Consider the following 14,782-nt stretch of genomic DNA (forward strand, 5'->3'; position numbering starts at 1 on the left):
CCCACCATTATAATTACAGTTTATTTTTTTAATATAAAAAAGTTATTCGGATTGAAAAAAATATACACAATATTTATAATATCAAAACACCATAAATTAATATAATAGTTAATTATTTGAGGAATATTTATGAAAATAGGGCATGGTGTTGTAAAAAAATATTCAAGGGAATATCATAGAACTTTAAAAACTGGAGAAAAAAAGAAATATACAACAGAGCAGATCCAGATTACAGTACCAAAAAATGAAGATATCTATTCTAACAAAGAAAATGTTCTTATTATTCCTCAATCTGAAATAGAAGCCTTTAATAATCTAGAAGAAGAACTACATGCAACTCGAGTGGCTAATTATCTACATATGATGGAAGTGGAAAAATTGGAGCAATTACTTAAAAATCAGGATTCCTCAGAATATGAAAAAACCATTGAAGAACTTAAACATGAACTTCATTTAAAAGAAAATGAAATACATGATTTAGAAGCGATAAACGCTGAAACTAAAGATAATACATTAGCCATTCTAAAAGAAGAGAATGATAAAATAAAAACAAAACATTCTAGATTAATTGAAGAAAATGAAAATCTTAAAAATAAATACGTGAATATGAAAATAGAAAATGAAAATCTTAAAACCAAATATTCAAGTATTAAAGAAGAAAATAAAAACCTAAAAACCAAATGTTCTACCCTTAGAGAAGAACATGCAGATATTAAATCAAGTTACGATAACGTTACTTCAAAATATGATCAGCTTAAACAGGAAAATCTCAATACAAAAACTTCATATGCTGAAATGTTTGAAGTCAATGAAAGTTTAGAAAAAGATTATGACGATTTACGTCTTGATTACAATGATTTAGTTGATAAATACAACGACCTGGAAGAAGAGTTATATAACTTAAAAACCAGCAGAACTCGTGACGAATATATTGCAAGTAAAGTTAAAGAATTTATTTTAAATAAAGAAATTTAGAATTGATAATCATCCTTAAATTCAGGATTCCATCTTTTAAGTCCAGGAATGAATGTTGTAGTGATACCTGTTGCTGTAGTTTCAGGCAATCTTGGATTTTTTTCCATCATCTCTTTTGATTTACGGACAATCATTTCTGTTAAGGTTATATCAGGTTCTGTGTATTTACCATCTTTAAAACAGTCTTTACAGAATTCTGGATTAAGGCTGCCGTCCTCATTTGTTCCGTAATCTTCTTTTACAATAGGTCTGCCACAGGAATTACAAAAACCCATAAAAATACCTCATTTTAAAAAAAAATAGAAAATAAATTAGAAATTAATCTAATTTACTTGTTCGTCTTCATCCATTGCAAGTCTCATATTATCTGGATCAGGTGGGAAGTGTGCTAAGAAGTCTTGAGCAGATCTTCTGACATCTCTTGAACCGATAATATATCTTCCTGCAATAATTACATCTGCACCTTTTTCGATAGCTTCTTCAACATTATCCGGAGTGATTCCTCCAGCTACTGCAATAAGGCCACCGCCAAGGATTTCTTTAATCTTTTTGATGTTACCCCATTCAGTCATTTCACTTACGTCTTCACCTTTTTCAGCTTTGTAAGTTTCAAGGTCGACATTTCTGTGTAACAAGACTATATCCGGTTTTAAATCATCAGGCAATTGTGACAATTTTTCTTCAAAGTCAGCAACATTCATCATATCTAAGATTGCATAGATACCTTGTTTTTGGGTTTCATGAATAGCTTTCTTGATTGATTCAATAGTACCGAGTCCAGAAATAGCTACTGCATCAGCTGTTGCGTCAGCTGCCATTTTAATTTCTACACGTCCAACATCCAAGGTTTTTAAGTCAGCAATAATGAATGCGGATGGACGAAGTGCTCTGATATCTTCAACTACACCGACACCGAATTTTTTGACGAGTGGTGTACCTGCTTCAACGAGTACTCTTTCCTTATCAGGTAAATCCTCTAGGATTTTAGCCATTGCTTCTTTGCTGTCTAAGTCAAGAGCAACTTGTAAGTAAGGTGGAGACCAAAGTTTTTGTACTCTGAATCCCATAATTGGGTGAGTTCCACGGTCTTTTTCTGCGAGAACTTTGTCAATTGAAGGGTATCCTTCCATTGCTCTTCTGATAGCCAATTTGGTAGCTCCATAATTATATTGATAGATTTTTCTGAAATCTTTTGCAGAAGGATCGATGAATACACTGACATTAATTACGATATCTTCAACAATATCTTTTGGAATGTATCCGTCTTCTACTGCATCAGCTACTGCTCTTGCGACTGCAGTTTGTGCAGGTCCAAAAATTTTACTAGCATCTTCTAAGTCACCAACAGTTACTTTAGGAATAATTAAAGTTGCTGGTTTAGTCAATAAGTTTGGTCTGATTACACTGGTTAATGGAGTATGACCGACTGAGAGGTTAGATAATCCATTAGCGAAAGCTTGACCAACAGGACCGAATTTGTCACCAATTAATAAATCAATGTGTGCTAATTCCGGGCCGTCTCCAATAAGAGCTTCTCCTATTTTATACATTGGGTCCATTAAATTTCCTCCGTTATATAATAACATTTTATAATATATTTTTATCCATAAATATAATTATTGGAAGTTAATCCTTTTTGAGATATCTTTTGGTAAAGGTAATCTTCTGAAAGGCATTCCTTTAGTTTTTTCATTAATTTCTGATATTAATTCATCAACATCCATATCGACTTTTTCACCGGTTTCACGTACAGTTACTTGGAATCTGCCGGATTCAGCTTCTTTATCTCCAATGACGAAAATATAAGGTATCCATTCTTTAGAAGCACTTCTGATTTTTTTACCGACACTTTCATCACGGTCATCAATATCTACACGAATGTTTGAAGCATTAATTTTTTCATATATTTCTTCGGCGAATTTTTCATGAGCTTCTCCAACAGTAATGATTCTGGCCTGTATTGGGCTTAACCAGGTTGGTAACATTGGAGATTTTTCATTTAATTCAATAGCTGTTTTTTCAAGCATTGCACATAAAACCCTTTCAATACTGCCTGTTGGAGAACAGTGCAAGATTGTTGGATTGTGTTGCTCGCCGTCTTCACCTAAATATTTGATATCAAATCTTTTACCGCTTTCAACATCGATTTGAACTGTAGGGTTTTCAATCGGACGACCTAAGTAGTCGATATTGGCCAAGTCAATTTTACAAACCCAGTAATGATGTCTTTCAGGTAAAACTTCTAAAAGAATTGGTTTTTGGAATTTGGATGCGATTTCATACATCCATTCTTCATTTTCTTCAAAGAAATCCTGGGTTGCTCTGAAAATTACTTCAAAGTCAAGGTTCAAGTCGCTACCGGTCTGTAAACACATGTCAGTCTGAGCTGAAAACTCAGCTAAAGATGCCGGAACGTCAGCACAGAAAGAGTGGAAATCCGGCATGGTAAATGCCCTTAATCTTTTAAGACCGACAACTTCACCTTTTTTCTCAAATCTGAAACTGTAATGAGTTAACTCGAAAATCTTGGCAGGCAAGTTTCTCCAGGTTAAGAATGAATCGCTCATCAATCTGAATGCACCGAAACATGCTGCAAATCTTAACATCAACTTCTTTTTGGTGTCGGTTCTGTACTGTCTTTCACCGAATTTGTAAGCATGCTCATAAATTGCCTGGTTATCCAAATCATAGAAAATTGGAGTTTCAACAGGCATTGCACCTCTGTCAACGACCAAATTGTAAACATAATCATCCAATAAGTCTCTGATCAGTTTTCCTTTAGGATACCAGCGGAGATTACCAACGTCAGAAGCAGGTTCATAATCACAGATTTCCTTTTCCCTCATCAATTTAACATGAGGAGGTTCTCCTTCATCTGATGCGCCCTGACCTAATTCATAATCAACAAGCTGTTTGAATGCTTTATTATCAAATTTAAAGTCATCAATTTCAGTAATTTTATTTCCTTCAAGGATTTGCCATTTGGAAGGTTTTCTTTCAACTTTTTCTTCATCGCTGTCAGCAGTGATTGTTCTTGAAAGTTCACTTAACGGGTGTCCTTTACAGGATATTTCAAATGCCTTATACCAACCGAAAGGTACTCTTTGGACATTTAAATCTTCAGCTAAAAGAGCCTGTTCCGCATCTTTTAGGATTTCAACAGCTACTTTTGGTGAGCTTAATGAAGAAGATAAATGAGCATAAGGGTATAAAACAATATTTTCCGCATTAACCTGGTCATTAGTTTTTAAAACTTCTTTGACAAGATTTTGAACAATTCCTTGAGGATTTTCTTCATCTTCTTTTTCAACCGCTGTAAATACAACTAAAGAATCATCAAATGAGCCGTCATGTTTGGCTTCTTCAATTTCTTCAGCTACAGGAGTTTTCTTTTTAACATTGTAATTTAAATAATCAGAATGAATCAATAGTATTCTCATTTGACCACCATATATTATGATTTAATTTTTATTTTTAATATTATATAAAATGATTTAAAAAGTCACATTTTACAAAAGAATAATATATTATCAAAATAAATTATTATTCATGAGAGTTATTTTAGCGGGAACTGGTAGTGCAGTTGGAAAAACTACAATTGCAACTGGAATAATGAAAGCCTTATCTGAAAAATATAATGTTCAGCCGTTTAAAGTTGGTCCAGACTATATTGATCCGTCATATCATACTTTGGCGACCGGAAATACTTCCAGAAACCTGGATTCTTTTTTTATGCATGACGGTCAGGTCAGAGATTCCTATAATAAGGCAATGAAAGACAAGGATATTGCTGTTATTGAAGGTGTTAGGGGACTTTATGAAGGAATTGACTCCATTAACGATATTGGAAGTACTGCTTCAATTGCAAAATCCCTAAAAGCTCCTGTTATTTTAATTATTAACTCCAGAAGTTTAGTTAAAAGTGCAGCAGCATTGGTTTTAGGCTTTAAGGCATTGGATCCTGAAATCAACATTGCCGGAGTCATCTTAAACAAGGTTAAAAACAAGGCGCACTATGAAAAAACCAAACGTTCAGTTGAAGAAATCACAAAAACCGAAGTTATCGGCGGTATTATTCGTGATGACAATATTTCAATAGAACAGAGACATTTGGGCCTTGTTCCTGCACGTGAGCGAGAGAACTCTTTGAAATTTATTGATATTTGGTGTGAAACCATTAAAAATTACATTGATTTGGACCGTTTGGTGGAAATTGCCAAAAGCGCTCCCAAAATAAACTCCAATCTAGAGCCAATTTGGAATAAGTTAAATTCTAAAAAATTAAAAATTGGAGTTGCATATGATGAGGTATTTAATTTTTATTATAAGGAAAATATTGAATCACTTGAAGCTAACGGTGCCAAAATTGAATATTTTTCTCCATTAAATGATGAGAACTTACCTGATATGGATGGGCTCTACATTGGCGGAGGTTATCCCGAACTATTTTCAAAAGAGCTATCAGATAATAAAAGTATGCTTAAAGATATCAAGGACTTCCACCTGGACGACCGCCCGATTTTTGCCGAATGCGGCGGTTTAATGTATCTTATGAAATCCATCCATGAAGATGCAGTCGTTAATGTATATCCTTACAAGTCAATTCTGACCGAACGTGTGCAGGCACTGAAGTATACGATTGCAGAAGTCCAAAAGGACAATATCATATCCAAAAAAGGAGAAGTCTTTAACGGACATGAGTTCCACTACTCAAAGGTTATTGTGGACACTCCAAAACATGACTTTGCATTTAAAATAACCCGTGGAAAAGGATCATACAATTTGCAGGATGGATTTATGGAAAGAAATACACTGGCAAGCTATGTACATACCCATGTGGCTGCTATGCCTAACTTTGGAGGAAACTTATGTCTTTCAGCATTAGAAAAATAGATTTCTTTCATCCTTATATCGTGCCCGTTATAATTTTGGCTGTTTTGGTAATGGCCTATATCGGGTCATTTAACTACAGATTTGAAGACCCTCTGAATACACAAACAATACTGACGATTATTTTTGCAGTTATCGTTTTTATAATCGGAGTAGTTATAGCTTCAAAAAAATTTACAATAGAAAAAGAGGTCAGAATAAATTTTCTATCAGAAAAAATATTAGTAATCTTTATCATCATAGCATTAGTTTTACAGAGCTTAAATATGGTGTTGCTTGGTGGAATACCACTATTCAACAGTGTTCTAAAATCAAATGCAACAACAAATCTCTGGAGAATTGCATATCCATTATTTTTAATTTTAATAAATATATTACTGGCCAAATATTATGATAAGAAATATTTGATACTTGTTTTACTTGGAGCATTAGTATTTGGTCTTAACGGATATAGAACTTCAGTGGTCGGAATTCTTGGAAGTGTTTTCATTACAATGTTTTATCTTGGAAAAATTTCCCACAAATTAGGCATTATATTCGTTATAGTTATTGGTGCGGGTGCGCTGGCAATCGGATATATTGCATCCCAGTCCATTGCAACACAACACTGGACACTCAACCCAGTAGAATTGGTGTTTTATAGGCTAGCTTTTACACTGGAAGTATTTGAAAAAATCATTCCATTAGCTGGAACAACCCACGGACACATATTATCCATGATTTTTTCATCAGGAAGTCCCAGATCATTTATTGGAAATTATGTGCTTCACTATGATGTCTGTTTAACTTCAAGTCTTTTCGGTCCGGTGATGCTTGACTTCGGTTATATCGGCCTTACAATTCAAATGCTATTTATGGGAGCGTTTTTAAAAATAATTCATTCTCTAGCTTCAAAAGGTATTGGAATTGGAATTTATTCAATAATATTAACTCATACATTAATATGGATTGAAACAGGTCCTACCGACATAATGATATGGTTCTTATATCTGCTTGGGTTGATTTTAATAATTTTAGCATTGAAAAAAGATTAAAAAAAGTGTTTTTGTAAAATATTATACAAAAATCAAAATAATCAATATTATAAGTGAAATAAAGAATATTACAGTTCCACGAGTAATAAAGAATCTTGATCTATCTACAAACATAAAGGTTAAACCATAAGCCAATAGTAAAGCTACAACCATCTCGATTAAACCTGTAATACCTGGATTAATCTTCAATAAATTACCGAATATAAAAGACAGCAGGTATGAAATAGCTACAACTAAAATAATAGTAACAATAGGATTGCCTAAAATTGGCTGTAACCTGTCAAACCAAGACGGACCACGATAATAATCATAATTATAAAGATTTGCAGGATATAAACCGTTGTTTTGAGATTTTTTCCTTCTATTTAATATAGAAGATAAAAAATTATTGGAAGAACGATTATATTCTTCAACCTGAGGATATAGTGTATTTTTATAAATTACCGGATTCTCATCTCTTCTGCGCATTATATAGTCCATATCAGAAGCATCATAAGTATATTCCGGATATTCTTCCTCAATATATGAAACTTCGCCAGCAGAATAATCACTGTCTAAAGTAGTTTGTTGAGAATTATCCTGATATTTTTTAGCCAGTTCAGTTAAATTGTCTCTGTCGACCAATTTAATGTTTTTTCTTAAAGCATAATTAGTAGCTTGATTATCAAAGTAAGCAGATGTAACAACAGCGACTTTGGAAGCTTTTAGGCTTTCAGCTGCATCCTCCATCTCCCTCAATAAATCAATTCCAACTTCAAACTCCTTATCATAGTTATTACATGCCATAACAACACCAAAATCTCCAATTGTAGTAGGTAATACAGCATATATGTCAATAACTCTTTGTGAAGTTTTAAAGTTCTTATATACTTTAAAACCAGAATCCTCCAATACTTTAGCTATAAAATTAATCAATTGTGGTTTTTCCAAAATTCCACCAACATGTGTTTCAATATTATAATTTATAAATTAAATTATTATTAAAGTTTATTATTATCTAAAAATTTTAATAATCATGAAATAAAATAGTAATACATGAAAGCTTTAATATCTAATGATGATGGAGTAACCGCATCAGGAATATTTGCTGCTAAAAAAGCAGTTGATGATTTATGCGAAACCATCATTGTAGCCCCTGAAACACAGCAAAGTGGAATCGGGCATGCATTAACATTATATGAACCATTAAGAGTAAAAGAAAGAATTTTAAAAGATGGCAGTTTGGCTTATGGAGTTAGCGGAACACCAACTGATGCCGTGACAATAGGATTATTCCAGATACTTGAAGAAAAACCAGATTTAATGATATCCGGAATAAATACAGGTTTTAATTTAGGCCAAGCAGAACTGACAACATCAGGAACAATCGGTGCGGCTATTGAAGCAGCCAGTTTCGGAATTCCTACAATTGCCGTTTCCCAGGAAGTAACAAAAGATGAAATCAAATTTGAAAGCGGAGAAAATGATGTAGATTTCGAATTTGCGCAAAAAATGCTCAACAAACTGGCTAAAATAGTATTGAAAAAAGGATTGCCTGAAGGAATTGACTTATTAAATGTAAATATACCAGAAAATCCGGTTGACGAAGAATTTGAAGTTGTAACATTAGGAAAAAGAATGTATGTTCCAGTAATGGAAAAAAGACTTGATCCAAGAGGCCAGCCTTATTATTGGATTGGTGGTGAACCTTATACTTCAGATAAAAAAGGAACTGATGGTTATGAATTAAAAGTTTCACAAAAAACTACTATAACCCCATTAAAAATCGATTTAACTGGAGATTTAGATGTGTTAAAAGATTATTTAGAGATTTAAATCTTTAAGTATCTTATCACGTTCTTCGTAAAGCTCATTAAAAATCTTTTGGTCTGTGCACCCATCTTTTTTGAGTTGTGCTATTGTTCTGGTAATAGCTTCCAAATTACTTTCTAACTGATTAATTGACATAGTAATATATTAATCATTAAAGTATATAAATTTGAAAGATATATATTAATATACATTAAAAGGATTGAAAAATATGACTGACAAAGACCAAGTAAATAGGTTATTTAACCAATTTAAAAATAAAAATGTGACTGTAGAATTAAGAGACAACAATCAGGCTGAAGGAAAAATAATAGCTATTGATAATTATTTAAATATTGTTTTAGAAAATGAAAATGGTATTGAAACCTTAAAAGGCGGAAATATAGTTTTCGTTAGCTTAAAAGAATAACCCCAACCATCAACCATTTAATACCAAAACCACGTGATAATATGACCATCAAAGTATTTTTAAGTAGTAATCAACGAGAATTTGCTGAAGAAAGAGAATATATTTATGAAAATTTAAAAAATGATTCATTTTTTGGTGAAATAATTGATTTATTTGTTTTTGAGAAGGAAAATGCAAAGACATTGCCTTCCGATGAAGTATTCATTAATGAAGTATTGAACAGTGACATCTATATCGGATTAATAGGTGAAAATTATGGTTCAATATACAAAGAAGGCATTTCAGCAACAGAATATGAATATGACTCTTATATTAGTAAAAAACATGCTGCTTACATCTTTATTAAAGATAATATTAAACCAGACGAAAATTCTGAAAAATTTTTAAATAAAATAAAAAACCAAGTAACGTATAAACGATTTAACAATAAAGAAGACTTATTATCCAAAATTAAAAAATCATTAAAAGAAGAGATAAATAAACGCTTATCTGCAACCCCATTTGATGAAGAGATAATATTAGACTCTTCAGTAGATGATGTTGATATGGATTCTGTAAAACAGTTCAAAAATGTTCTTGAAGATGCAAATATTGAAGAACTGTTTGATAAGCGAGAATTAGAAAAAATATTAGAATACTTGAATGCAGGCATGATTGATTCAAATGGAAATTTTCATTTAACTACAGCAGGAGCATTGTTTTTCGGTCAAAATATCACTAAATTTAATCTTGAACATGAAGTTAAAATGGTCAGATTCAATGGAACAGAAAGAATTGAAATCATTGACAAATATTTTACAAAAACCTCATTTCTATTATTAATTAAAGAATTTGAACAATTTTTTAGGAAAAATACAAAAATTGGTGGAATTGTAGAGGGTTTTAAAAGAGTTAGTATTCCTGAATATCCAATTGAAGCTGTAAGAGAGGCATTCATTAATGCTCTTGCTCACAGAGATTACAGCATCAAAGGAGATTGCATTACATTTTACATTTATGATGATCGCATTGAAATAATAAGTCCGGGGAAACTTCCTTACCCATTAACTGTAGATACTTTAGGAATAGGTAACAATCCAAAACATCGAAATGAAAATATTTGTAATATTTTTGAGAAAACAAAATATATGGAGCATGTTGGAACTGGAATTACACGTATGCGTATGGCCATGGACAAACATAATCTGCCAGAACCTGAATTTTTCGATGATGGATACTTTAGAGTAATTTTAAGAGGACCTGATGGACAACTAATAAAACCTAAAGAAAAAACAGTAGAAAGTCTTAATTTAGTCAAATATGCTTTGAATGAACGTCAAACCGATGCTTTATTAGATATGGTCAATAATAATTCGTCATATACTTATACCACATATATGGAAAAATATGATGTTTCTCATGCAACTAGTAGACGGGATTTAAATGACTTATATGATAAAAAACTTGTAGAAAAATATAAGAAAAAACAAACTAATTACTTTGAAATAATATGACCTCAATGACAACCTTATGACACCCCATAAAATAATAAAAATAACGACAAAATAAACAAAGGAACATGACACTAACCACTAAAATAAACAAAGCAAAAAACAAATAAAATATAAAAAAGAAAAAAATAATAAAAAATGACAACCTAAAAAAGACTTTAAAAAAACTTATTAATCAAATAAAAGAATATAATAAATTTTTTTAAAATAAATGACAACCTTATGACATTCTATAAAATATCAACTTCAATACCTAAGATGTTGTCTTTACCGTTGTAAACATCACGTGCTATTTGAGCTGCACCAATTGCACCGGATTCTTTAGAGATTACTTTCAATTCATATTTTCCCTTGAAATATTTATTTATTTCATCTTCAAAGTTAAAAGGTTCGGTTGCACTGCCAACTGATCCTGTAAGGACAATACCTTCAATTTCGTTTTCACACACCACATCAAGTCCTGCAATTTCCATTGCAACGGTCATTATTAATGTGTCAATAGCCAATTTTGCTTTTTCATCACCATTTCTATAATTTTCCAGCAATTGATCTTTCATATTAGCTACTTTTCCATCTATACCTGCAATTTTAATTGCACCTGCATGTGAAAAACATTCATTTGCAGTTTTTCTGCCTTCATCAATGTCTCTTATCATTTCCAAATCAATTGGTCCATGAACGATTCCCATTGCCCCAAGGCATGCATCAATCGCACCTTTTATTTTAGAATCTTCAATTAATATGTTAACACTATTGGATGATATATCTGCAACAATAAAATTTTCCCAATTTGTTTCGATGATTGCATTATATGAAATACTCACCTTCTCAGGACTGGCTTGATGAGAATATGCTGCATTAAATAAATCGTTCAATGAAGTAGAATGTTTGTGAAGACCAGGTATCATGATACTTGGAATTTTTGAATTTTCAAGTTCGGAAAATACTGAGGTTCCGCCACCGGTAACCTTACCTGCACCCTCAATTGATAAGATTCCCCTGTCTTCAACCTTATCTGTTGGCAAAATTTTGCTGATTCCATCACCCATAGCATAAGTTATTGCCATTAATTTAACTGAATCAAAATCACATCTTTTAGATAACTCTTCAATAGCGGAAACCTTGCCACTTTTGGAATCTTCCCTATCGATTTTAAAAATATCAATTATATCTCCATCATCATCCATTAAACAAAAAGAAATGCCGGTAGTACCGTGGTCCATTCCGATAAAAACCATAAAAAACTCCCCAATTATCCCTAAGAATCAAATATTAAAAAAAAGTAAAAAAAGTTAAAAGATGAATTTAATCATCTTTTTCTAATCCGCAAGCTTTTCTTAATCTGGCACCAACAATTTCAATATCCAATTTCTCTTCAGCTGCTCTCATTTCTTTTAAGTTAGCCCCGTCAGTAGCGTTTTCATCAGCCCATTGTTTTTTAAAGGTACCATCTTGGATTTCAGATAAAACTTGTTTCATACCATCTTTTGCTTCTTGAGTAATAATTCTATTTCCTCTGGTTAAACCACCATACTCAGCAGTGTTACTTACGTCATGCCACATTCCTTTGAAACCTTTTTCATAGATTAAGTCAACGATAAGTTTTACTTCGTGACAAGTTTCAAAGTAAGCGATTTCAGGTTGATAACCTGCTTCAACTAAAGTAGTGAAACCTGCATTAATCAATTCAGTGATTCCTCCACACAACACAGTTTGTTCACCGAATAAATCAGTTTCAGTTTCTTCTTTGAAAGTAGTTTCTAATACACCAGCTTTGGTTAATCCACAAGCTTTTGCCATACCTAATGCTAATTGCATTGCATCGCCGGTTGCATCTCTTTCAACTGCAACTAAACCAGGAATACCGAATCCTTCTTCGTAAGTTCTTCTTACCATGGATCCTGGTCCTTTTGGTGCGAACATTACAATATTAACATCTTCAGCAGGGTCAATTAATCCAAAGTGAATGTTATATCCGTGTGAAAATGAAATGGTATTGCCGCTTTCAACATAAGGTGCAATCTGTTCGTTGTATACTTTTTCCTGGATTTCATCAGGAAGTAAAATGTGAATAATGTCTGCTTCTTTTGCTGCGTCTTCAATAGTTTTAACAGTCATTCCATCTTCTTGTACTAAATTCCAGGAACTACCGTTTTCACGAACACCAACAATAACATCAGCACCGCTGTCAGCCATGTTTCTGGATTGTGCTCTACCTTGTGAACCATAACCGATTACAGCTATGGTTTTTCCTTCAAGTGCGTCTGTATTTACATCTGCATCATAATACATTTTCATTTTTAACGTCTCCTATAAATAATTAGATAAAATTTATCAATTAATAATATTAATTTTGATATTTAAATAACTTTATGATTAATTTCATTGAAACTAATTTAATACATATTATAAATGGAAATTAATTTCAAATTAAAAAATAGTAAATCTTTTTAAAAATGAATTAAATATTATATAATGTAATACATATTCAGTATTACCATATCTATAGTGGGTATAATTAGATTATATATTCCAATTAGGAGAAATTTATGAAACATGGTGTTATCATGGTTTTTCTATTAATTTTAGCACTATGTTCATTAAGTGTTGTCTCCGCTAATGAGGATATGGGTGTTGATATGCAATTGTCAATGCCACAATCAGAAGTTCAGATGGATTCAAATATTGGATTAGAGAATTATTATCCTAGTTCAAGTGAAAATACATTTTCATTTGAAGAAGATTCCAATTTAAATATTGAAACAATGGAAGCAGATAATACTAATATCCTTTCCAATGCAGGTAATGATGAAAAGTTGATTTATGATTTGAATAATCAACCAGATTATTCAGATTTAAAAATTAATAATGTTTGCATCATAAATGAAGAAAATTCCAATATTGTGAATGATGAAATAATTCATGAAGACTATTCCAATTTGAATATAGATAATACTGTAAATAGCGAGGCAAGTTATTCTAACGAATATTATAGTTCAGACATAGTTGAAATTAATGAAAATACCATAGAAAATAGTTTAAATGAAAGATTAAATGCTTCTAATGGATATGTAATGAAAAATAATGGTAATCTTTTAATGTTACCTTTAACTGAAAGAAATTTAAATACTGAAACTAATAGATCTTTAAAAGAAACATTTTATGAAAATAAAATAGAATTATCTGGTAATAATGATCAAATCGTTAATTATTGGAGTGAATCCTTAATTAATGAACTTTCAAGCAATTTTGCTTTAATTAAAGAATCGTATTTATTCGGATTTATAAGTAATCAGAGAAATTATAATAATTATCCACAAATTGGTTTACCTCTTGAATATGCATCAAATATATTTGGTGTTTCAAGAGACATTGATGATAATGCATTCACTTGGAATAAAAATCCAGATGAAAAGGCGTATATCACTGTTGATATGGTAAATAAATCTACGGATGAAATTCTAGATTTAAACCTAAATGAAAAAGAAGATTTAAATAAAATTACACCATTTGAAATTGGTGTTAATGCAAGTTTGAAAGCTTTAGATTATTTCAAATCACAGGGTATAGATATTCCAAAAGATTATCCATATCTATATGTTCTAACCTCCGCCGGACAAGTAAAACTTAATCAAACAGGCACATCAGATGCCATAATGGGTATTTTAAGTGTACTTGGATTAAAATTAAATAAAAACATATATTCAATACATATTCCAAAGTGTGAGGATTTAATATTTTATTATTTATGGGTAAATAGTACAGATAAAAATGACGCATTATCATATGCATTAAAATATGATACTTATAAAGGAGAATTAATTGAATCAGAAGAGATAAAAAAACAGTGCGATTCTATTGTATACAATATAATATACAGAGACGAAAAACATTACCCTAATGAGAGGTATGTTAGTGGAGATTATCTAGTTATTAACAACGAATTTTTAACTGGAAATCTGACTGATGTTAATGAAACATCCAATAGTACTAATTCAAGTGTTATTAGTGATATTGAAGAAGAAATTAAAAATTCAGTATTGTTCAGTGGTAATCCATACAATATATTATTCACAGTAATTGCAATATTTATTGTATCTTCCATTTTCGTATCCAGTTATACAAAACAAGATTAGAAATATTTCACTTTGTGAAATATTTTACATTTTCTTACG

14 protein-coding genes are annotated in these 14,782 nt (G+C 31.5%); 7 read left to right on the top strand and 7 right to left on the bottom strand.

Annotated features, from left to right (window positions below; translation table 11 throughout):
- Positions 1-129 precede the first annotated feature (129 nt).
- The gene (locus ACKI44_RS06575) at positions 130-975 is read left to right on the top strand and encodes a phosphoserine phosphatase (RefSeq protein ID WP_407422731.1); all 846 of its coding nucleotides are present in this window, start codon (positions 130-132) and stop codon (positions 973-975) included.
- Here the strand turns inward: ACKI44_RS06575 and ACKI44_RS06580 are convergent.
- The 3 genes from ACKI44_RS06580 to ACKI44_RS06590 all read right to left on the bottom strand — a co-directional run bounded on the left by ACKI44_RS06580 (position 972) and on the right by ACKI44_RS06590 (position 4,415).
- Positions 972-1,250 carry a zinc ribbon domain-containing protein gene (locus tag ACKI44_RS06580; protein WP_303737657.1) on the bottom strand — a complete coding sequence of 93 codons (279 nt, stop codon included), beginning with the start codon at positions 1,248-1,250 and terminating at the stop codon, positions 972-974. The two genes, ACKI44_RS06575 and ACKI44_RS06580, sit on opposite strands and share 4 nt — an antisense overlap.
- A gap of 48 nt (positions 1,251-1,298) precedes the next feature.
- Positions 1,299-2,525 (bottom strand): bifunctional 5,6,7,8-tetrahydromethanopterin hydro-lyase/3-hexulose-6-phosphate synthase, encoded by a 1,227-nt coding sequence (locus ACKI44_RS06585; protein WP_407422785.1) that lies wholly within the window; start codon positions 2,523-2,525, stop codon positions 1,299-1,301.
- A 66-nt stretch (positions 2,526-2,591) separates the two neighbouring features.
- Entirely contained in the window at positions 2,592-4,415 is a 1,824-nt protein-coding gene (locus ACKI44_RS06590; protein WP_407422733.1) for a threonine--tRNA ligase, read from the bottom strand.
- Between the two features lie 109 nt (positions 4,416-4,524).
- Between ACKI44_RS06590 and cfbB the strand changes: the two genes are divergently transcribed.
- Complete coding sequence (gene cfbB, locus ACKI44_RS06595; protein ID WP_407422735.1) at positions 4,525-5,868, top strand: Ni-sirohydrochlorin a,c-diamide synthase; 1,344 nt, start codon at positions 4,525-4,527, stop codon at positions 5,866-5,868.
- The gene (locus ACKI44_RS06600; protein WP_407422737.1) at positions 5,844-6,899 is read left to right on the top strand and encodes an oligosaccharide repeat unit polymerase family protein; all 1,056 of its coding nucleotides are present in this window, start codon (positions 5,844-5,846) and stop codon (positions 6,897-6,899) included. The genes cfbB and ACKI44_RS06600 overlap by 25 nt, the downstream gene beginning before the upstream one ends.
- Positions 6,900-6,920: 21 nt before the next feature.
- On the opposite strand, the gene ACKI44_RS06605 is transcribed toward ACKI44_RS06600, so the two are convergent.
- On the bottom strand, positions 6,921-7,829 hold the full coding sequence (locus ACKI44_RS06605; protein WP_407422739.1) for a restriction endonuclease: 909 nt from the start codon (positions 7,827-7,829) through the stop codon (positions 6,921-6,923).
- Positions 7,830-7,934: 105 nt separating this feature from the next.
- On the opposite strand from ACKI44_RS06605, the gene surE reads away from it, so the two are divergent.
- A complete protein-coding gene (gene surE / locus ACKI44_RS06610; RefSeq protein ID WP_407422741.1) occupies positions 7,935-8,714 on the top strand; it encodes a 5'/3'-nucleotidase SurE in 780 nt (259 codons plus the stop codon).
- Here the strand turns inward: surE and ACKI44_RS06615 are convergent.
- Positions 8,703-8,846: a hypothetical protein gene (locus ACKI44_RS06615; protein ID WP_407422743.1), complete on the bottom strand. Its 144-nt coding sequence runs from the start codon at positions 8,844-8,846 to the stop codon at positions 8,703-8,705. The two genes, surE and ACKI44_RS06615, sit on opposite strands and share 12 nt — an antisense overlap.
- Before the next feature lie 73 nt (positions 8,847-8,919).
- Here ACKI44_RS06615 and ACKI44_RS06620 point away from each other — a divergent pair, with 73 nt between their 5' ends.
- Together ACKI44_RS06620 and ACKI44_RS06625 are read left to right on the top strand one after the other, a co-directional pair.
- A complete protein-coding gene (locus tag ACKI44_RS06620) occupies positions 8,920-9,117 on the top strand; it encodes an LSM domain-containing protein (protein WP_303737773.1) in 198 nt (65 codons plus the stop codon).
- A 41-nt stretch (positions 9,118-9,158) separates the two neighbouring features.
- A complete protein-coding gene (locus tag ACKI44_RS06625; RefSeq protein ID WP_407422745.1) occupies positions 9,159-10,610 on the top strand; it encodes an ATP-binding protein in 1,452 nt (483 codons plus the stop codon).
- 227 nt (positions 10,611-10,837) lie between these two features.
- On the opposite strand, the gene ACKI44_RS06630 is transcribed toward ACKI44_RS06625, so the two are convergent.
- Both ACKI44_RS06630 and ilvC read right to left on the bottom strand, forming a co-directional pair.
- Positions 10,838-11,845, bottom strand: coding sequence for a methanogenesis marker 12 protein (locus ACKI44_RS06630; RefSeq protein WP_407422747.1), 1,008 nt, complete (start codon positions 11,843-11,845; stop codon positions 10,838-10,840).
- A 67-nt stretch (positions 11,846-11,912) separates the two neighbouring features.
- A complete protein-coding gene (ilvC, locus tag ACKI44_RS06635; RefSeq protein ID WP_407422749.1) occupies positions 11,913-12,905 on the bottom strand; it encodes a ketol-acid reductoisomerase in 993 nt (330 codons plus the stop codon).
- A gap of 269 nt (positions 12,906-13,174) precedes the next feature.
- Here ilvC and ACKI44_RS06640 point away from each other — a divergent pair, with 269 nt between their 5' ends.
- Positions 13,175-14,743 (top strand): hypothetical protein, encoded by a 1,569-nt coding sequence (locus tag ACKI44_RS06640; protein WP_407422751.1) that lies wholly within the window; start codon positions 13,175-13,177, stop codon positions 14,741-14,743.
- Positions 14,744-14,782: the final 39 nt, after the last annotated feature.

Origin of the sequence: Methanobrevibacter sp. (assembly GCF_045646205.1) — an archaeon.
Taxonomy (GTDB): domain Archaea; phylum Methanobacteriota; class Methanobacteria; order Methanobacteriales; family Methanobacteriaceae; genus Methanocatella.